This window comes from Caulobacter sp. S45, assembly GCF_009765965.1.
Taxonomy (GTDB): Bacteria; Pseudomonadota; Alphaproteobacteria; order Caulobacterales; family Caulobacteraceae; genus CAHJWH01.
Genome location: NZ_LMUL01000014.1, coordinates 1,932,367 through 1,951,792 on the forward strand (window position 1 = coordinate 1,932,367; position 19,426 = coordinate 1,951,792).

18 protein-coding genes are annotated in these 19,426 nt (G+C 69.1%); 9 read left to right on the plus strand and 9 right to left on the minus strand.

Features of this window, described 5'->3' with window-relative positions:
• Positions 1-11: 11 nt before the first annotated feature.
• Positions 12-1,826 (minus strand): aminopeptidase P family protein, encoded by a 1,815-nt coding sequence (locus GSQ87_RS16030; protein WP_158916341.1) that lies wholly within the window; start codon positions 1,824-1,826, stop codon positions 12-14.
• A gap of 70 nt (positions 1,827-1,896) precedes the next feature.
• Positions 1,897-2,763, minus strand: coding sequence for a 50S ribosomal protein L11 methyltransferase (locus GSQ87_RS16035; RefSeq protein ID WP_158916342.1), 867 nt, complete (start codon positions 2,761-2,763; stop codon positions 1,897-1,899).
• Between the two features lie 162 nt (positions 2,764-2,925).
• Between GSQ87_RS16035 and GSQ87_RS16040 the strand changes: the two genes are divergently transcribed.
• The 7 genes from GSQ87_RS16040 to GSQ87_RS16070 all read left to right on the plus strand — a co-directional run bounded on the left by GSQ87_RS16040 (position 2,926) and on the right by GSQ87_RS16070 (position 11,357).
• Positions 2,926-3,357 carry a hypothetical protein gene (locus GSQ87_RS16040; RefSeq protein WP_158916343.1) on the plus strand — a complete coding sequence of 144 codons (432 nt, stop codon included), beginning with the start codon at positions 2,926-2,928 and terminating at the stop codon, positions 3,355-3,357.
• A gap of 157 nt (positions 3,358-3,514) precedes the next feature.
• On the plus strand, positions 3,515-6,349 hold the full coding sequence (gene ileS, locus GSQ87_RS16045; protein WP_256375905.1) for an isoleucine--tRNA ligase: 2,835 nt from the start codon (positions 3,515-3,517) through the stop codon (positions 6,347-6,349).
• Positions 6,346-6,855: a signal peptidase II gene (lspA, locus tag GSQ87_RS16050; protein ID WP_158916345.1), complete on the plus strand. Its 510-nt coding sequence runs from the start codon at positions 6,346-6,348 to the stop codon at positions 6,853-6,855. The genes ileS and lspA overlap by 4 nt, the downstream gene beginning before the upstream one ends.
• A gap of 108 nt (positions 6,856-6,963) precedes the next feature.
• The gene (locus GSQ87_RS16055; protein WP_158916346.1) at positions 6,964-7,551 is read left to right on the plus strand and encodes a DUF3035 domain-containing protein; all 588 of its coding nucleotides are present in this window, start codon (positions 6,964-6,966) and stop codon (positions 7,549-7,551) included.
• Positions 7,552-7,623: 72 nt separating this feature from the next.
• Positions 7,624-8,409 (plus strand): MerR family transcriptional regulator, encoded by a 786-nt coding sequence (locus GSQ87_RS16060; RefSeq protein ID WP_158916347.1) that lies wholly within the window; start codon positions 7,624-7,626, stop codon positions 8,407-8,409.
• 90 nt (positions 8,410-8,499) lie between these two features.
• On the plus strand, positions 8,500-10,629 hold the full coding sequence (locus GSQ87_RS16065) for a prolyl oligopeptidase family protein (RefSeq protein ID WP_158916348.1): 2,130 nt from the start codon (positions 8,500-8,502) through the stop codon (positions 10,627-10,629).
• A gap of 2 nt (positions 10,630-10,631) precedes the next feature.
• The gene (locus GSQ87_RS16070) at positions 10,632-11,357 is read left to right on the plus strand and encodes a glycosyltransferase family 25 protein (protein WP_158916349.1); all 726 of its coding nucleotides are present in this window, start codon (positions 10,632-10,634) and stop codon (positions 11,355-11,357) included.
• On the opposite strand, the gene GSQ87_RS16075 is transcribed toward GSQ87_RS16070, so the two are convergent.
• From GSQ87_RS16075 to GSQ87_RS16085, 3 genes are all read right to left on the minus strand, one after another.
• Positions 11,354-11,710 (minus strand): DUF2218 domain-containing protein, encoded by a 357-nt coding sequence (locus tag GSQ87_RS16075; protein ID WP_158916350.1) that lies wholly within the window; start codon positions 11,708-11,710, stop codon positions 11,354-11,356. The genes GSQ87_RS16070 and GSQ87_RS16075 overlap by 4 nt on opposite strands.
• The gene (locus GSQ87_RS16080) at positions 11,710-12,288 is read right to left on the minus strand and encodes a PadR family transcriptional regulator (protein ID WP_254063024.1); all 579 of its coding nucleotides are present in this window, start codon (positions 12,286-12,288) and stop codon (positions 11,710-11,712) included. Before GSQ87_RS16080 ends, GSQ87_RS16075 begins: the two co-directional genes overlap by 1 nt.
• A 77-nt stretch (positions 12,289-12,365) precedes the next feature.
• Complete coding sequence (locus tag GSQ87_RS16085) at positions 12,366-13,256, minus strand: hydrogen peroxide-inducible genes activator (RefSeq protein WP_158917786.1); 891 nt, start codon at positions 13,254-13,256, stop codon at positions 12,366-12,368.
• Positions 13,257-13,399: 143 nt separating this feature from the next.
• On the opposite strand from GSQ87_RS16085, the gene GSQ87_RS16090 reads away from it, so the two are divergent.
• Together GSQ87_RS16090 and GSQ87_RS16095 are read left to right on the plus strand one after the other, a co-directional pair.
• Positions 13,400-13,960, plus strand: coding sequence for a peroxiredoxin (locus tag GSQ87_RS16090; protein ID WP_158916351.1), 561 nt, complete (start codon positions 13,400-13,402; stop codon positions 13,958-13,960).
• A gap of 88 nt (positions 13,961-14,048) precedes the next feature.
• Complete coding sequence (locus GSQ87_RS16095; protein WP_158916352.1) at positions 14,049-14,576, plus strand: carboxymuconolactone decarboxylase family protein; 528 nt, start codon at positions 14,049-14,051, stop codon at positions 14,574-14,576.
• 76 nt (positions 14,577-14,652) lie between these two features.
• On the opposite strand, the gene GSQ87_RS16100 is transcribed toward GSQ87_RS16095, so the two are convergent.
• The 4 genes from GSQ87_RS16100 to flgK all read right to left on the minus strand — a co-directional run bounded on the left by GSQ87_RS16100 (position 14,653) and on the right by flgK (position 19,342).
• A complete protein-coding gene (locus GSQ87_RS16100; RefSeq protein ID WP_174241454.1) occupies positions 14,653-15,447 on the minus strand; it encodes an inositol monophosphatase family protein in 795 nt (264 codons plus the stop codon).
• A gap of 174 nt (positions 15,448-15,621) precedes the next feature.
• A complete protein-coding gene (gene pgsA / locus GSQ87_RS16105) occupies positions 15,622-16,206 on the minus strand; it encodes a CDP-diacylglycerol--glycerol-3-phosphate 3-phosphatidyltransferase (protein ID WP_158916353.1) in 585 nt (194 codons plus the stop codon).
• Positions 16,207-16,267: 61 nt separating this feature from the next.
• The gene (locus tag GSQ87_RS16110; protein WP_158916354.1) at positions 16,268-17,209 is read right to left on the minus strand and encodes a hypothetical protein; all 942 of its coding nucleotides are present in this window, start codon (positions 17,207-17,209) and stop codon (positions 16,268-16,270) included.
• 15 nt (positions 17,210-17,224) lie between these two features.
• Positions 17,225-19,342 carry a flagellar hook-associated protein FlgK gene (gene flgK, locus GSQ87_RS16115; RefSeq protein ID WP_158916355.1) on the minus strand — a complete coding sequence of 706 codons (2,118 nt, stop codon included), beginning with the start codon at positions 19,340-19,342 and terminating at the stop codon, positions 17,225-17,227.
• Between the last annotated feature and the right edge of the window lie 84 nt (positions 19,343-19,426).

Here is a 19,426-nt window from a genome sequence, read left to right on the forward strand (position 1 = left end):
CCCATCGAAGGTCAGAGCGGGGCGCAGGCCGCTTCCAGCCAGGCCCGGACCTCGGCGTCCACGCGCGGGCCGATCTTGGCCAGCACCTCGGCGTGGTAGGCGTCGAGCCAAGCGCGCTCGTCGGCCTCCAGCAGCTCCACGGCGATGGCGCGGCGGTCGATGGGCGCGAAGGTCAGGGTCTCGAAGCCCAGCATGGGCCGCTCACCGCCCGCGATCGGCCCCGCCGCCGTCACGGTCTGCAGGTTCTCGATGCGGATGCCGTAGGCCCCAGCCTTGTAATAGCCGGGCTCGTTGGAGACGATCATGCCCGCCGCCAGCGCTATGGTGTTGGGCGCCTTGGCGATCCGCTGCGGCCCCTCGTGCACGCCCAGATACGAGCCGACGCCGTGGCCGGTGCCATGGTCGTAGTCCAGCCCCGCCATCCACAGCGGCTGGCGCGCCAGGACGTCCAGCGCCGAACCGGTGGTCCCAGCCGGGAAGCGGATGCGGGCGAGCGCGATATGGCCCTTCAGCACGCGGGTGAAGCGGTCCTTCATCTCCGCCGACACCTCGCCAAAGACCACGGTGCGGGTGATGTCGGTGGTGCCTTCGACGTATTGCGCTCCGGAATCGACCAGGAAGAACTGGCCCGGCTCGATCCGACGATTGGTCTTGTGGGTCGGGCGATAATGGACCACCGCCCCGTTCGGGCCGGCCCCGGCGATGGTGTCGAAGCTGAGGTCCTTCAGCGCGCCGGTGGCCTCGCGGAAGCCCTCCAGCTTGGTGACCACCTCGACCTCGTCGGGAAGCGTGGCCTGGGCCTCGGTCCCCATCCAGTGCAGGAAGCGGGCGACAGCGGCGCCGTCGCGCAGGTGGGCCTGGCGGGCGCCCTCGATCTCCACCGCGTTCTTGCAGGCGCGCGGCAGGGCGCAGGGGTCGGCGCCGCGCACCACCGTCGCGCCCGACCGCTCCAACGTGTCGAAATACCAGGCCGAGGACTGGGCCGGGTCGATCAGCACCCGCTGGCCCTTCAGCTCGGCCAGCGCCTCGGGCAGGGCCGTGTCGGGCTCCAGCGTCACGCCGTTGCCGAGCCAGGCGCCCAGCGCCTCTGTGGCCTTGGCGGGATCGAGGAACAGCCGTGCGGTCCCGTCGGCGCGCAGCACCGCCTGGCCCAGCGGCAAGGGCGAGCGGATGACGTCGCCGCCGCGCACGTTGAACAGCCAGGCGATCGACGAGGGCGCGGTCAGCACCGCCGCCTCGGCGCCGGCTTCAGCCATCGCCTTGCCCACCCGCGCGCGCTTGTCGGCCGAGGCCTCGCCGGCATGGTCCAGCGATTGCGCCACGACCGGCGCCTGGGGCTGGCCCGGCCGCGCCTTGGCCCAGGCGCGGTCGAGGGGATTATCCTGCACCGCCTTCAGGGTCGCGCCGGCCCGCGCGGCGGAGGCCTGCAGCCGCGCCAGGGCGTCAGGGCTGTGCAGGCGGGGGTCGTAGCCGATGCTGGCGCCGGAATGGACAGCGCTCTCCAGATAGGCCGGCACCCCGCCCTCGACCAGGTCGCGCCGCTCGAACAGTTCGGGATCGGTCTGGGCGGCCAGTTGCAGGGTGTAGCGCCCATCGCTGAACACCGCCGCCTTGTCGGCCAGCACCACCGCCGCCCCGGCCGAGCCGGTGAAACCGGTGGCCCAGGCCAGCCGTTCGTTGGCGGCGGGCAGGTACTCGTTCTGGTGCTCGTCCTCGTGGGGGATCAGCAGGCCGTCCAGCCCTTGTGCGGCCATCTCGGCGCGGATCAGGGGCAGGTGCTGGCGGCCGTAGGACGGGTCGGCGGCGTCTTCGAAGGTCTGGCGCATCCGTCCAATCTAATCGCGGCGAGGGCGGGCGCAAATGGGAAGGATGCGAGGCGAGGATTGAAGGGCGGACTTAAAGCCGTTTCAGCACCAGTGTCGCCCAGGCGTCGCGATGGTAGCGGCGCTCCAGCCTGAAGCCGCGCGCGAGATAAGCGGCGCGCACGAACCGCTCCTGGCTCCGCAGCAGGCCCGACAGGATCGCCAGGCCGCCGGGCTTGAGTGCATCGCGGATATCCGAGGACAGCCAGACCAGGGGCCGCGCCAGGATGTTGGCGAACACCAGGTCGTAGGGCGCGCCCTCGGCGACAGCGCGATGCTTGAGGCCGTTGGCGTAGACGAACCGGGCGCCGACCTGGTTGACCTTGGCGTTCTCCCGCCCGATCCGCACCGAGATCGGATCGATGTCGGTGCCGACCGCAACCTTCGAGCCGGTCTTGGCTGCCGCAATCGCCAGCACTCCGGTGCCCGCGCCCACGTCCAGCACCTTGGGGAAACGCATCCGCTTCAACAGCGCGTCGTAGGCGTAGAGGCAGCCGACCGTGGTGCCGTGGTGGCCGGTGCCGAAGGCCGCGCCGGCCTCGATGCGCAGGTTCACCGCATTGGGCGGCGTGCGGCCCCGGTCGTGGACGCCGTAGACGAAGAAGCGCCCGGCCCGCACCGGCGGCAGGCCCGACAACGCCATGGCCAGCCAGTCCGCATCCGCCAGCACCTCGGTCTCGACCCGCAGCGTCGGCCAGCCGCCGAGCACCGCGCGAAACTGCTCGGCCTCCTCGAATTCGGTCGGGAAGGCGTCGATGCGCCAGACGTCGCGGTCCTCGTCCTCCTCCAGGATGGAATAGGTCGAACCCTCCAGCAGCGGATCGGCGTCCACCGCACGGGCGGCGGCTTCGGCGTCGGCGCGCGGGCCGCGGGCGATGATCTGAACGGGATCGTCGGTCATTGGAGGTCAATAGCCGCAGCGCCGCGCCAAAGGCCACCTGGATTCTGCCGCATCAAGCCGCCCGTTCGCGGACGCAGGGACGCAATGACGCGTCTGGCCCACGGCAACGGTGTCGCCGGCTCGGGTGTTTAGACCCTTATGGATCATCACCAGGAGGATACCGTGGGCTCGCTCGCACCCCTGACCCAGCACCTGTCGCGGCTGCAGAGCGACACCTGGACCGCGAGCCTGACCGCGCTCGAGACCTTGCTGGGCGAACCCCTGCCGCGCCGCGCGCGGGAGCGGAAAGGCTGGTGGTCCAACGCCTTGGCTGGGGTGCGACCGCATGAACGGGCCTGGCTCGACGCCGGCTGGCGGGTCGATCACGTCGACCTGAACGGCGAGCGCATCGTCTTCCACCGCACCCGCAGGGCCGAGCCCCTGCACGCCGCCGTACCTCCGGCCATGCGCCGGGCGGCGGCGGACTACGACCGGCGTGCGCGGGCCAAGATGCTGGGCTGGTTCGCGCTCGGCGGCGGATCGGCGGTGATGACGGCCGGGATTATCGGCGGCGTGATCGGCTTCCTGCTCGGCCGGTACTTGCCCCGGCGCTAGATCGGCGGGCATAGGGACAGGGACTTTCCCGATATAAGGCGGCGCCCCCAGCGCCCGCGTAGTCTCCATGCCCGACGACCACACCTCCGACACCCCGCCCGAAGCGGCCGCGCGCGACTATCGCGACACCGTCTTCCTGCCCAAGACCGACTTCCCCATGCGCGCGGGCCTGCCCAAGCTGGAGCCGCAAATCCTTGAGCGGTGGGCGGCCGAGGACCTGTACGGCTCGATCCGCAAGGCGCGCCAGGATGCGGGCGCGCCCCTGTTCGTGCTGCACGACGGGCCGCCCTACGCCAACGGCGCCATCCACATCGGCCACGCCCTGAACAAGCTGCTGAAGGACTTCGTGGTCCGCTCGCAGTTCGCGCTCGGCAAGGACGTCGACTACGTCCCCGGCTGGGACTGCCACGGCCTGCCGATCGAGTGGAAGATCGAGGAGGAGTTCCGCGCCAAGGGCCGGCGCAAGGACGAGGTCTCCAAGGCCGAGTTCCGCGCCCGCTGCCGCACCTACGCCGCCGAGTGGATCGACGTGCAGCGCGCCCAGTTCAAGCGCCTCGGCGTACTGGGCGACTGGGACCACCGCTACGCCACCATGGACTATGGCTCCGAAGCCAAGATCGTCGGGGAGTTCCACAAGTTCCTGATGAGCGGCCAGCTCTATCGCGGCTCCAAGCCCGTCATGTGGAGCCCGGTCGAGCGCACCGCCCTGGCCGACGCCGAGATCGAGTACCACGAGCACACCTCGCCCACGATCTGGGCCAAGTTCCCGGTGATGCGCGAGAACGCCCCCGTCGGGGCCAAGCCACTGGCTGGCGCCTCGGTGGTGATCTGGACCACCACGCCCTGGACCATCCCGGCCAACCGCGCCGTCTCCTACGGCCCCGGCATCGCCTATGCGGTCTACCGGGTCGAGCAGATCAAGGGCGGGCTGGACTATGAGCCCTGGGCCAAGACCGGCGACCGGCTGATCGTCGCCCAGGCCCTGGCCGAACAGACCTTCGCCGCCGCCGCCATCGAGAGCTGGACCCTGGAGCGCCCGGTGCTGGCCGCCGAACTGGCCGAGACGGTTTGCGCCCATCCGCTGGCCACGCTCGCCCCCTATTACGGCTTCGACGTGCCGCTGCTGGCCGGCGAGCATGTGACCGACGATGCCGGCACCGGCTTCGTCCACACCGCCCCCGGCCACGGCCAGGAGGACTATCTGGTCTGGCTGAAGTCCGGCTACCGCGACATCCCCGAGACGGTGGACGCCAACGGGGCCTACTTCGACAGCGTCGCCCTGTTCGCCGGACTGCAGGTGATCGAGACCGAGGGCAAGAAGGCCGGCAAGTTCGGACCCGCCAACGGCGCGGTGATGGACAGGCTGATCGAGGCCGGCAACCTGCTCACCCGCAACCGGCTGACCCACTCCTACCCGCACTCCTGGCGGTCCAAGGCTCCGGTGATCTTCCGCAACACTCCGCAGTGGTTCATCAGGATGGACGAACCCATCGAGGGGACGAACACCCTGCGCCAGCGCGCGCTGAAGGCCATCGACGCCACCGCCTTCTATCCCCAGACCGGCCAGACCCGCATCCGCGCCATGGTCGAGGGCCGCCCGGACTGGCTGATCTCTCGCCAGCGGGCCTGGGGCACGCCGCTGGCCATGTTCGTGGATTCCAAGACCGGCGAGCCGCTGCGCGATCCAGAGGTCAACCGCCGCATCCAGGACGCCATCGCCAGCGAGGGCGCCGACGCCTGGTTCACCCGGAACTCGGCCGAGTTCCTGGGCCCGAATCGCGACCCGGCGGACTACGAGAAGATCGAGGACATCCTCGACGTCTGGTTCGACAGCGGATCGACCCACGCCTTCACCCTGGAAGGCCGCAACGACAGCCGCTCGCCGGCCGACCTGTACCTGGAAGGCTCCGACCAGGCGCGGGGCTGGTTCCAGTCCAGCCTGCTGGAATCCTGCGGCACCCGTGGCCGCGCGCCTTATGACGCCGTGCTGACCCACGGCTTCACGCTCGACGAGCAGGGCGAGAAGATGTCTAAGTCCAAGGGCAACACCGTGGACCCGCAATCGGTGATCAAGGACAGCGGGGCGGAAATCCTGCGCCTGTGGGTCGCCATGGTCGACTATGCGGAGGACCAGCGGATCGGCAAGGCGATCCTGCAGACCGCCACCGACGGTTACCGCAAGTTCCGCAACACCCTGCGTTACCTGCTGGGCGCGCTGGAGGGCTTCTCCGAGGCCGAACGCGTGGCGGTCGCCGACATGCCGCCGCTGGAGCGCTACGTGCTGCACCGGCTTTGGGAGCTCGACGCCCAGGTGCGCACCGCCTACGCCGAGTACCGCTTCAACGACGTGTGGCGGCCGGTGTCGGAGTTCGCGGCCCAGGAGCTGTCGGCGCTGTATTTCGACATCCGCAAGGACGCGCTCTATTGCGACGCGCCCTCCAGCCTGCGCCGGCGCGCCGCGCGCACGGTGATGGACGCGGTGTTCGAGCGCCTGACCATCTGGCTCGCGCCGCTGCTGCCGTTCACCACCGAGGAGGCGTGGACGATGCGCTTTCCCGACCAGGGCTCCAACTCCCTGCGCACCATGCCCGCGACGCCTGACGACTGGCGCAACGACGGGGAGGCTGCGCGGTGGCCTAAGGTACGCGACGCCCTGGAAACTGTGACCCTGATGCTCGAAGGCCAGCGCCAGGCGAAAGTTATTGGTTCAGCGCTCGAAGCCGCTCCCGTAGTTGAAACGACTGGTCCGGGGGTATTCGACGCCTTTGAGGGGCTGGATGCAGCGGAAGTGTTTCGGACAAGCCAGGCCACTTTGATTCGTGGCGATGAGCAGGCGGGTATCGGCTCCGGTAGCTCTGCGGAGTTTCACCTAGCCGAGGGCGAGAAATGCGCCCGCTGCTGGCGCGTCCTGCCGGAAGTGCATGCGCCCAAGTTCCTGTGCGAACGCTGCGATGCGGCGGTGGACGAGATCGGGACGCCCCCAGCCCAATGACCACCCTCGCCCCCACCTCGACATCGGTCACGCGCCTGGGCCTGTTCGCCTACGCGCTCGCCGTATTCACCATCGCCGCCGACCAGATCTCCAAGGCCTGGATGCTCTACGGCCTGCACCTGGTCGAGTACGTCCCGATCCAGATCCTGCCGATCTTCCGGCTGTCGCTGGTGTGGAACAAGGGGTTCAGCTTCGGCCTGTTGTCGGGGAACAGCATGGCGCGGTGGGGACTGTTCGTCTTCTCCATCGGGGTGGCGATCGCGCTCGGCCTGTTGTGGGCCCGGCGGACCACCCGCTGGCTGTCGGCCCTGGCGCTCGGCCTGATCATGGGCGGCGCGGTCGGCAACGCAATCGACCGGGTGCGGATCGGGGCGGTTGCCGACTTTCTCGACTTCACCCAGCTGGGCTTCCCCTGGGTGTTCAACGTGGCCGACAGCGCCATCACCGTGGGCGTGATCCTGCTGTTGCTCGACAGCCTGCTGACCAAGCCGGTGAAGGCGGGCTGACCCTGCGCGTGGCGGTCTTGGCCGCCCTGCGTCGCCGCGTGCCTTTGCTCGGGCCTCGGAGTATTGTATCGGCCATTCAAATAGCCGGGAGCGGCTACGGAGTAAGTCATGGTTTCCAGCCGCGTATTGCGCGTCCGAGCCGGAGCGACGGCGGCGGGTCTGATGGCCGCCGGTCTGGCGCTTTCGGGCTGCCACACCGTCAGCGGCGCCATCAGCAACGCCAAGCTGGCGCCCGATGAGTTCCGCGTCGTGACCAAGGCGCCCCTGGTGGTGCCGCCAGAATACGCCCTGCGTCCGCCCACGCCCGGCGAGCCGCGCCCGCAGGAGCTGCAGCCCGAGAGCCAGGCGCGCCAGGCCCTGCTCGGCCAGCGCGAAGCCATCAACCGCAGCGAGGGCGAGGTGCTGCTCGCCAACAAGGCCGGCGCCGCCAAGGCCGACCCGCTGATCCGCTACGTGGTCGACGACCAGTACGGCGACATCGCCCACAAGGAAAAGCCGTTCGCCGACCGGGTCATGTTCTGGCGCAAGGGCCAGTCGCAGAGCGCCGCGGCCGCCGACGCCACCAACGCCGCCGACACCCCCTCCCCGATCGACCCCGCCGTGACCCAGAAGACCATCGCCGCCCTGACCGGGAACAAGGAGGTGATCATCCAGCGCGCCCCGGCCAAGAAGCACTTCAAGCTGCCCGGTCTCTGATCGCGATTTCGGACTTGCGCCGGACCCAGGGTCCGGCCTGATCTTCCGCGGGGTCGAGAGAAAGGACCCCGCGTGACCGCCGACCGCTTCCTCAGTCCCGCCGAGACCGCCGCACGCCTTGGCGTGACCGTGCGGGCCTTACGGGTCTACGAGCGGCGCGGCCTGCTCCAACCCGTGCGCACTAGCGCGGGCTGGCGCACCTACGGCCCCCAACAGATTGCGCGTCTGCACCAGGTGCTGGCCCTGAAACGGCTGGGCCTGTCGCTGGCGCGTATCGCCGAGGTGCTGCAAGGCCGCCTGGCGGAGCTGGACCACGTCCTCGCCGTCCAGGAGGGGGCTCTGCAAGCGCGCAAGGCGGAAGCCGAGCATGGCCTGACGCTCCTGTCCCAGGCGCGGCGGCGGCTGGCGGCCGGCGGGACCCTCTCCCTTGACGACCTGACCAGGCTGACGCGGGAGACGACGATGAACAACGAACTGAGCAATGAGGCGTGGCGCGAGATCTTCGAGCCGCTGGTGGACAAACACTATACGCCGGAAGAACAGGCCGAGGTTCGGACCCGCAAGCAGGACCTGGGGACCGACGGCGAGGATCAGGGCGCCGCCTGGCGCGTGTTGATCGCCGAGGCGCGCCGGCTGATGACCGTGAACGACCCCGGTTCGCCCGAGGCCATGGACCTCGCCCGCCGTTGGCAGGCCCTGGTGGACCAGTTCACCGGCGGCGATCCGGTCCTGAACGCCAAGTCCGCCGCCCTGTGGCGCGACGCCATGGCCGATCCCACGGCCGCGCCGCGGCTGCCGATCACGCCGGAGATGTTCGCCTTCGTCGGGGAAGCGGCGCGGCGCGCGAAGGCGGCCTGAAGCTTGGACGTGTTCGGAGGCGGATAGCGGCTGGACGGCGGACGGCTTGGCCCTATGTTCCGCTATCCGCTTCCAGTTCCCGGACCGTCCATGCGCCCGTCGACGTTCGCCCTGATCCTGGCCGTCTCCGCCTCATCTGTCCTCGCAGGCCACCGACAGGCGGTCGCACAGGCGGCGGCAGCGGCGTCCTCGACCGATCCTTTCCTCTGGTTGGAGGATGTGGACGGCAAGCGGGCGCTGGACTGGGTGAACGCCGAGAACACCCGCTCGCTCAAGGTGCTGGAAAGCGATCCGCGCTACGCCGGCCTGCACGCCGACGCCCTGGCGCTGGCCCAGGCCAAGGACCGCATCCCTCAACCGGAATTCCTGAGCGGCCAAGTCTACAACTTCTGGCAGGACGTCGATCACGTGCGCGGTCTCTGGCGGGCGGTGAGCGTCGCCGACTACGCCCAGCCCGAGCCGGAATGGCGCACGGTGCTGGACATCGACCAGCTGGCCAAGGCCGAGAACGCCAACTGGGTGTTCAAGGGGACGGCCTGCGAGCGTCCGCATGAGCGGCTGTGCATGGTCGCCCTGTCGGACGGGGGCGAGGACGCCGTCACCCTGCGCGAGTTCGACCTGTCCACCAGCCGCTTCGTCGACGGCGGCTTCGCCCTGCCGCACAGCAAGCAGGAAGCGGACTGGATCGACGAGAACACCCTGATCCTGGCCCGCGACTGGGGCGCGGGGACCATGACCGCCTCAGGCTATCCCTTCGTGGTCAAGGTGCTGCACCGGGGCCAGCAACCTCGCCAGGCGCAGGAGGTCTTCCGCGGCGAACCGACCGACCAGGTGGGCGCGACGCCCCGCGTGCTGGTCGACGGGTCGGGCCGGCGCGCCATCGTCATCACCCGCGGCGTCACCTTCTTCGAGACCGAGCAGTACCTGGTCACTCCGCATGGCGGACGCCGGTTGGCCCTGCCGCCCAAGGTCGACATCGACGATCTGGTCGCGGGTCGGCTGATCGTCACCCTGCGCGAGGACTGGACGCCGGGCGCGACCACCTTCAAGGCCGGCTCGGTGGTGTCGCTGGACCTCGGCGCGGTCGAGGCCGATCCCGACCACCTGGTCGCCACCCTGGTCTGGGCGCCGGGCCCGCGCCAGGCGCTTAGCGAAGTCTCCGCCACCCGCAACCGCCTGGTGATCACGGGCCTGGACAATGTGCGCGGCCGCGCCTGGGTGCTCTCGCCGACAGAGACCGGCGGCTGGGCCTCGAGGACCCTCGACCTGCCCGACAACGCCGCCGTCTCGATCGCCAGCACCAGCAGCGACGACGACCAGGCCTTCCTGGACGTCACCAGCTTCCTCACCCCCACCACGCTGTGGCAGGTCGACGGCTGGAGCGGGCTGCTGCGCCAGGTCAAGGCGCTGCCGCCCAAGTTCGACGCCGCCAACCTGGTCACAGAACAGTTCGAGGCGACCTCGAAGGACGGGACGCGGGTCCCCTACTTCCTGATCCATCGCAAGGACATCAAGTACGACGGCTCCACGCCCACCCTGCTCTACGGCTACGGCGGGTTCGAGGTGTCGATGACCCCGGCCTATTCCGCCACGCTGGGCAAGTTGTGGCTTGAGCGGGGCGGGGCCTACGCGCTGGCCAATATCCGGGGCGGCGGCGAGTTCGGCCCCGCTTGGCACGAGGCGGCGCTGACCACGCATCGCCAGCGCGCCTATGACGACTTCGCCGCCGTGGGCCAGGACCTGATCGCGCGCAAGATCACCTCGCCCCGCCGGCTCGGCATCCGCGGCGGCTCCAATGGCGGCCTGCTGATGGGGGTGGAGTTCGAGCAGCATCCCGAGCTGTGGAACGCTGCGATCATCGAGGTGCCGCTGCTGGACATGCTGCGCTTCGAGCAGATCGCCGCCGGCGCGTCGTGGGTCGGCGAATACGGCAGCGTGTCGAACCCGGCCCAGCGCGCCTTCCTGGCCTCGATCTCGCCCTACGCCAACCTGAAGACGGGGGTGAAATATCCCGAGCCGTTCGTCTTCACCACCACCAAGGACGACCGCGTCGGCCCGGTCCACGCGCGCAAGTTCGCCGCCGAGATGGAGGCGATGGGCCTGCCCTTCCTCTATTACGAGAACACCGAGGGCGGCCACGCCGCCGGCGCCAACCTGCGCGAGACCGCTCATGAGCAGGCGCTGGAGATGGTCTACCTGTCGCAGAAGCTGATGGACTGAGGGTGGCGGCGGCCAGTCCCATCCACGTCATCAGCCTGGATCGCACGCCCGACCGCTGGCGCACCTTCCAGGCGGACAACCCCGGCATCGCCGTCGCGCGCTTCGCCGCCGTGGACGGACGCAGCGTCGACCGCCACGCCCTGATCGAGGCGGGCCTGGCCCATGCCGATCTCGCCTACACGCCCGGCGCCTTCGGTTGCGCCCTGTCGCACGCGGCGCTGTGGCGGCGGTGCGTGGAGACCGGAACCCCCCTGACCATCTGCGAGGACGACGCCATCCTGCGCGGCGACTTCCCGGCCATGTCGGCCGAGATCGCTCAGCGTGCGCCGAAGGCCGAGCTGATCCTATGGGGCTGGAACTTCGACTCGGTGCTGGCGGGGCGGCTGTTCGGCGAGACGCCGTTCGCCATGGGCTTCGACCAGGCCAGGCTGCGCGCCTCGATCCCGGCCTTCCAGGCGGAGCGCACCGCGCCGACCCTGCTGCGCCTGCATCGGGCGCTGGGGACGCCCGCCTACACGATCAGCCCGAAAGGGGCGCAGGCCCTGCTGGCGCGTTGCTTCCCGCTGCGGCCGGAGCCGGTGTTCGTCCCGCTGCTGGATCGCGAGATCCCTAACACCGGCGTCGACATCGCCATGAACGCCGCCTACCCGCAGATCGCCGCCTACGTGGCGTTTCCGCCGCTGGCCGTGACCCGCAACGCGGTCGAGGCGTCCACGGTGGAGGCCTAGAGCCCCGCGAACAGCGAGCGGGACGACCCCCAGACCGGCGGCTCGTCCGCCGATGCGGGTTCGATCCGCGTCCAGGTCAGGCGCACCCCCGGCTCGCCGACGGCGGCGCGGGCGAGATGGGCGGAGACGAACCGCTCCACCAGCGCCATCTCCGAACTGTCGGCGGTCTCCAGCGCGAACGCCAGCCGGCCCGGCTCGACCCACATCCGGCACATCACCGTGGGCATGAACACCAGGCTGACCTCGCCCTCCGCGCCGATGGCGAAGCGGTGGACATGGCGCCAGTGGTCGGAGAGCGACTGCAGGTAAGCGGCGGCCGAGGGGGTCTCGACCACACCCTGGGAGACCGCCATCAGCCCTGCTCCACCGCCAGGGCGGCGGCGTCGAGCACGGCGGCCAGCGCCGAGGCGCGTTCGGCGTCCAGCGGACCGCCCTGCAGCTTCAGGCGAAGCGCAGTCTTCAGGTTCTCCATCGCCCGCAGCACCGGCGCGGGGATGTCGCCGCCGCGCGTGCGGGCCTCGTCCATCCGCCGACCGACCGCATCCATCGCGGCGCGGTTGGCCTCCAAGTGCGCCATACCCTCGGGCGTGATCGAGTAGAGCTTGCGGCCGCCCTCCTGGGATTCGACCGTGGCCAGACCGATCTCCTCCAGCAGGGTCAGGGTCGGATAGACCACGCCGGGGCTGGGGCTATAGGCGCCGCCGAGGCGATCCTCGATGCCCTTGATCAGCTCGTAACCGTGGCTGGGCTTTTCGGAAATCAGCTGCAAGATCAGCAGCTTCAGATCGCCGGGATCGAACACCCGTCCCCGACGACCCGGATGTCCGTGACGCCCGCCGCCGAGATGATCGCGAAAGCCGCCCCAGCCGTCCTCGGGCCGGGCGTGATGCGCGGGATGGCCGCCCCGCATGAAACCAAAATGTCGATGCATTTAGACCTCTCAAGATATATCTGATTATCAGATAGCGCTTAGATATATCGAAGAATGTCTAGATACAAGAACCTTGTTCAGGCGCCCCGCAGGGTCTCCGCCAACAGGCGCGCTTCCGCCTCGCGGCTCGACCCCGAGCGCCAGGCGACCACGATCTCGCGCGTTGGCGCTTCGGCTCGGAACGGACGCACCGTCACCGCCGCCTGGGCGGCCAGCCCCGCCTGGACCGCCATCGCCGGCAACAGGGTGACGCCCAGGCCCGAGCCGACCATCTGCACCAGGGTGTGCAGCGAGGTGGCGGCGAAACCGTTATCGGCGATCCGGCCGCCCTCGACCCGGCAGGCCGAGAGCGCATGCTCGCGCAGGCAATGGCCGTCCTCCAGCAGGATCACGTCCTCGCCCTGCAAGTCGTCTGGGTTGACCGTGGCGCCGCGCGAGATCGGGTGGTTCTCGGGGGTGGCCGCCATCAGTTCGTCCATCCCCACCGTCGCCGTCTCCAGGCCGGCGATGTCGTGCGGCAGGGCGATCAGGGCGGCGTCCAAGGCGCCGCTCTTGAGGCCCGTCGCCAGCTTGGAGGTCAAGTCCTCGCGCAGGAACAGGCGCAGCTTGGGGAAACGGTCGCGCAGCAGCGGCAGCGCCTTGGGCAGCAGGAAGGGCGCGATGGTGGGGATGACGCCCAGCCGGAACCGTCCGACCAGGGGCTGGCCGGCGATGCGGGCGGACTGCACCAGGTCTTCGGCCCGGGCCAGGATGTCCTCGGCGCGCTGCACCGTCTCCTCGCCGACCGCGGTCAGGATCACGCCCGAGCGGGCGCGATCCACCACTGGCGCGCCCAGCGTCCGCTCCAGTTCTTGGATGCCGGCCGATAGGGTGGGTTGAGTCACAAACGCCGCCTCGGCCGCCCGGCTGAACGAGCGGTGCTGGGCCAGGAGCTTGAGATACTGGAGTTGGCGCAGGGTGGGGAACATGAGGGCCATATAGGCATGCTCTATGCGTAGGCCAAAAACAATTGATTGGATTTTCGGAGCGCGGCCTCGTACCCCAACGACGCGGCGCAAGGCCGCATCCCATTTCCAGGCGGCCCCCGCCGCGAAAACCCCAGGAGCCCTGCATGCTAGGCGTTGGCGAAAAGATTCCGCACTTCAAAGTCACGGGCGTGAAGCCCGGCTTCAACGCCCACGAAGAAAGCGGCAAGTCCGCGTTCGAAAAGCTGACCCACGAGTCGTTCGCCGGCAAGTGGAAGATCATCTTCTTCTACCCCAAGGACTTCACCTTCGTCTGCCCGACCGAGATCGCGGAATTCGCCCGTCTTTCCAAGGACTTCGAGGACCGTGACGCGGTGGTCATGGGCGGCTCGGTCGACAATGAGCATGTGAAGCTGGCCTGGCGCCGCAACCACCCCGATCTGGACCGCCTGCCGATGTGGTCGTTCGCCGATCCGTCGGGCAAGTTCGCCGCCAAGCTCGGCGTTCTGGACGAGGACGAGGGCGTGGCCTTCCGCGCCACCTTCGTGGTCGATCCGGACAACACCATCCAGCACGTCTACGTCACCAACCTGAACGTGGGCCGCAACCCCGCCGACACCCTGCGGGTGCTCGACGCGCTGCAGACCGACGAACTGTGCCCCTGCAACCGCCAGGTCGGCGGCGACGTCCTGAAGCCGGCCGCCTAAAGGCGACGCTTCGGCAGAGCCGGGGGACGCCCCTCCCTCGTTCCCCGGCTCCCTCTCTTCCGAAATCAGAAAAGCAAACGGACCCGCCATGTCGATCGACACCCTGCGCCAAGCCCTGCCGGCCTACGCCAAGGACCTGAGCCTCAACCTCTCGTCGCTCGCCAACGAGACGGTGCTGACCGAGCAGCAGAAGTGGGGCTGCATCATCGCCTCGGCCTATGCGGTGGGCGTCGGCACGGTGATCCGGGCCCTGAACGACGGCAATCCTCTCAGCGAGGAGGCCGCGACCGCAGCCAAGGCGGCGGCGGCGATCATGGGCATGAACAATGTCTACTACCGCTCGCTGCACCTGATGAAGAACCGCGAATACTCCACCCTGCCCGCCAAGCTGCGCATGAACATCATCGCCAATCCGGGCGTGGAGAAGGACGACTTCGAGCTGTGGTGCACGGCGGTGTCGGCCATCAACGGCTGCGGCCTGTGCCTGGACAGCCACGAGGAAGAGCTGCGCAAGCGCGGCGTGCCCAGCGTCAACGTCCAGACCGCGCTGCGGATCGGGGCGGTGATCAACGCCGTCTCCCGCATCGTCGCGGCCGAAGAGGGCGCGGCGGGCTGAGCTTCGGCTGAAGGTTTCGCTAGAGCGATAAGTTCAGGGCGCGTCCGCAAGGCGCGCCCTTTATCTTTGGCCGCGTCTATCCCGCCGCCTTCAGGTGCTGGAGAATCTGCGGGTGCAGGTCGGGGTTGGAGGCCAGCAGGGTGCCTTCGTGAGGGTCGAACCGTTCGCCCGACATCGAGGAGATGGTCCCGCCGGACTCCAGGATCATTAGGCCGCCGGCGGCGATGTCCCAGGGCTTGAGGTCGCGCTCCCAATAGCCGTCGTAGCGGCCCGCCGCGACCCAGGCGAGGTCGAGCGCGGCCGAGCCGAACCGGCGCACGCCGGCCACCCGCCCTGAGACCTGGTGCAGCTCCTTGAGGAACTGGCCGTGGCCGGGCTTGCCCATGAACGGGATGCCGGTGGCCAGCAGACTCTCGTCCAGGCGACGGCGGGCGGCGACGCGCATGCGCTTGTCGTTGTTGAAGCAGCCCTTGCCCTTCTCGGCCCAGAAGGTGTCGTTGGTGATCGGATTGTGCGTCACCCCCGCGACCACCGCCCCGTCCCGCTCCAGCGCGATGTTGACGGCGAAGTGGGGGATGGCGTGCAGGAAGTTGGTGGTGCCGTCGAGCGGGTCGACGATCCAGGTGTGGGTCTTGTCGGTGCCCTCCACCAGGCCGCGCTCCTCGCCGAGGAAGTTGTAGCCGGGGCGCGCCTTGGCCAGTTCCTCGAACACCACCTGCTCGGCCTTCAGGTCGGCGGCGGAGACGAAGTCGGCGGGCCCCTTCTTGGACACCTGGAGTTCCGTCACCTCGCCGAAGTCGCGCGCCAGCTTGCGGCCGGCCTTGCGGGCGGCGTCGATCATCACCTTGAGAAGGGCCGAGGGGGTGCTCACGTATTCGGGTCCGGTCGTTCGAGGAGTCCGCCGCTCCTTCTTACAGGAGGGCCGGGTGGGAGACGCCGTCCGTCGGGGCGGCGATGTTGAAGCCCTCGCCCGACAGGCTTCGCCCGCTACCGCAGATAATCGCCCGTGCGGACGGACGCCACAACCTTCTTCATCCGGGCGTCTTCACTGCGGGGTGCGGCCAGCGGTGGCGCGGGAGAAGGCGACGGCGTACTGGGCTCCGGTCCAAAGCGTCGCCGCCGCCGCGATCCACAGCAGCACGTCTCCCGCCAGGGTCAGGGGCGAGGACGCCAGGCCCAGCGCCAGCAGCTCCACCGACAGGGCGATCAGCTGCACGGTGGTCTTGCATTTGGCGAGCCAAGTCACCGGCAGCTTGATCGAATAGCCCGCTCCCGCCTCGCGCAGGCCGGAGACGAACATCTCGCGGAACAGGATCAGGAAGCCGGGGATCGCCAGGCCCAGACGCGGCCGCACCAGGAGCAGGCCCAGCACCACCGCCAGCACGGCGATCTTGTCGGCGATCGGGTCGAGCGCGGTTCCCCACGGCGATTGCGCATTCCACCGGCGCGCCAGCCAGCCGTCGAAATAGTCGGTCAGGGCCGCGACCACGAAGGCCGCGCACGCCCACAACGCCAGGCCGCGCAGGGCCGCAGGCTCCCTGCCCGCCTCGGCCAGCAGCAGGAACACCCCGACGGCCAGCACGATGCGCGCGCCGGTGAGCAGGTTGGGGATCGCCTTGAGACCGGACATGATCAGCACCGAACGCGCGGCGCTGCGGCTCGCTGCACGGCCATGGCGAGGCGAAGGGCGCTCACCCGCCGGTCGACGGGGTGAGGATATTCAACAGCGAGTCGCTCTGCAGGCCCTGGAACACCTCGGCGGAGACCTGCAGCGCGGTCTGGGCCAGGTTGATCTGGTTGCTGACCTGGGCCTCGTTGGTGTCGGTGATGTTGCCGATCACGCCCGTGAGCGCGGTCTGCTGGTCGGTCAGGTTGGTGTTGGCGGTGGTGACCTGCTGCTGCACCACGCCGTTGTTGGCCACCGCGCTGGTGGTGGTCGCCAGCGCGCTGTTGAACTGGGCCACCACGCCGTTCAGGAAGGTCGACTGGGCCGAAGTCAGCGAGCCGGTGAGCGGGCCGTTGGGCCCGGCGTTGAAGGCCTGGACCGCCTGTAGGGCGGAGAACAGGGGCGAAGCGACATTGCTGGCCAGCACCCCGGTCTGCACCGTGGTGTTGGCGTCGATCCGCCCGACCGAGGGGGTCTGGCCGTTCTGGAACGCGGCGGTCACGTCCGCGGCGGTGTTCAGGCTCGACAGCGTGCTGTTGGCCACCGGGGGCGTGTTCACATTGCCGCCCGAGAACAGGTATTGGCCGTTGAGCTGGGTGTTGAGCGCGCTCGATGCGGCGGTGAGCTGGGACTGGAGCGTGCTCAGCAGGGTGCTGGCGCTGTTGTTGGCCAGCGCCTCGTTGATCGCCGAGACGGCGCCCTGGGCGGCGGTGTTGACCGCGGTCAGAGCGGTGTTCTGGGTGTCGAGCTTGTCGGACAGGGCCTGAGTCCCATTGACGTAGCTGCTCAGGCGCGAGGCGGTGGAGTTCAGCGCGGTGAGCTGGCCGGCCTGATCGCCGTAGCCCGCCAGGTTCTGCGAGACGAAGGTGCTGCCCGCCTGGTCGGACAGCTTGGCCAGCTGGTTCTGGTTGTTCTGGATGTTGAGCAGCGCCGACTGGAACAAGGACGCTGTGGACACGGCTGTCATGGCGGTTTTCTAACCTCAGGTCCCGGTCATGCCGAGCAGGGTGGTGAACATGTCCTGCGTGGCCTGCACCATACGGGCGGAAGCGTTATAGGCTTGTTGATAAGTCGTCAGCGAGACCAGCTCCTGGTCGATATTGACCCCCTCCGTCGAACTGAGGCGGGTCTGGGCCTCGGTCTGCACGGCTGTGGCGGTGGTGGCGGCGTCCGACGCGGAGGTGGCCGCGCTGGCGATCGACTGGCTGATGGTCGAGGCGTAGTCGGACAGGGTGCCGGTCTGGGCGGCCAGACCCAGGGCGGCCCCAATGGTGGTGGAGACGTCGCCCGCATTGGCGAAGGCGCCGGCGGCGGAGTTGTCGGTCTGCGCCAGGGCGGTGGACCCCACCCCGCCCGACAGGTCCACCTGGGCGCTTTGCAGCTTGGTCGGGTCGGCGGCGATGCTCGAATTCACCGCATAGGTGTTCTGCGCCGCGATGCGGGTGGCGTCCCCGATCCCGAACAGTTGGCTGAGCGACGTGCCGGTGGCGGTGTTGGCGGTGGAGTCGCTCTGCACGGCCAGCGCCACGCCCGAGCCGCCGTTCGGCGTGAAGGCGAGCTGGCCGTTGGAGTCGAGCGCGAACGAACCGTACAGCCCGACCCCGTTGGCCCGGTCGTTCAGGCTGTTGAGCATGTCCTGCATGGTGCCGCCGGCCGGCGTAGTCACCGTCACGTTCTTCAGCAACGAGCCGTCCGAGCCGGTCAGGGCGAAGGTGATGGTCTGGCCGGCGGGATAGCCGCTGGCGCTGGAGGGGGTGAGGCCGGTGTTGTAGTCGGTCGGGCTGGAGGACTGCACCAGGTCGTTCAGGCCGAAGAAGTCGGAGAAGCCCTGGCCCGCCTTGGAGCTGGGCGTGGTCGAGTCGTCGGAGATCGCCACCCCGTTCCCGCCCGTGGCCGAGATCGACAGCGCCCCGTTGGAGAAGCTGGCCGAACCGGACGTGCCGAGCTGGCTGTTGAGCGTGGTCAGGAAGGTCGACGGTGTGAAGCTGACCGCGGCCCCGCCGTTCAGGCTCATGGTCCCGGCGTCGAAATCGATGGCGACCTGGCTCTGCACTACGCCCGAGGAGTTCAGCACGGCGACGTTAGTCGTGCCGGTGAAGCCGGAGATGTCGGTGGGCAGGTCCATGCCGGTGTCGCGCCCCGTCAGCGTGGCAGGCGGCGGTTGGGCGGAGAAGCTGTTGGACACGGCGTTCAGTTGATTGGCGGCGGCGCTCACCAGGTTGGACACCTGGCTGGTGATGGCGGGCAACTGGTTGTTGCGAAGATCCAGCAGCCCGTTCAGCTCGCCGCTGGTCAGGCGCGAGCCCATGGGCTGTTCGACCCCGCCCACCGGCGTGACCAGCAGCTGGCCGGTCCCCGCGCTGACCGAATAGGCCAGGCTGCCCGCCGTCTGGTTGGTGACCAGCGGGGTTCCGTCCGAAGCCGCGATGTTCACCCCGCCGGTGGCGTTGGTGCTGGTCTTGATGTCCATCAGGCCCGAGAGCTGGTTGATCAGCGCGCTCTGCTGGTTCTGGGCGCCGGTGGGGTCCGTCCCGCTGGCGGTCGCCTGGGAGATCTGGCTGTTGAGCTGCCCAATCTGTTTCAACAGCGAATTGGCCGTGGTGACGTCGCCGCTGATCTGCTGGTCCGTCTGGCTGCTCAAGGTGTTGAGGCTCGACGTGATCGACTGGGCCTGGGACAGGAACTGCTGGATCTGGCTGACGGCCGCCGATTGGCCGGCGCTGGACGGGCTGGTGGACAGGGTCGAGAAGGCGGAGAAGACGCTGTCCAGCTGGCCGAAGAACGAGGACGAACTGGTCGGGTCGCCGAACAGGCTCTGGGCCTGGTCGAGGGTCGAGGATTCGATCGCCGCCGAACCATTCTGCGACTGGGCGGCGTAGCCGGCCTGCTCCAGGAACTGGTTGATGACGCGCGTGATGCTGGTGACGTCGACCCCGGCGCCGGCGCCGCCGACGTTGAAGGTGGACTGGTTGGCGATCTCGCGGGCGTAACCTGGCGTATTGACGTTGGCGACGTTGTTGGAGACCGCGCCGAGCCCGGCCTGGGCGGCCTGCAGCCCACTCGTGGCGATGTTGAGGATACCGCCGAGCGACGAGATCATCGGGCGCTCCCCGCTTGAACGGCAAGTTTTGCCCGGCACGATTGGCGTGTCGCAGGCACGACTCGCCCGTTCGGCCGGCTGAAG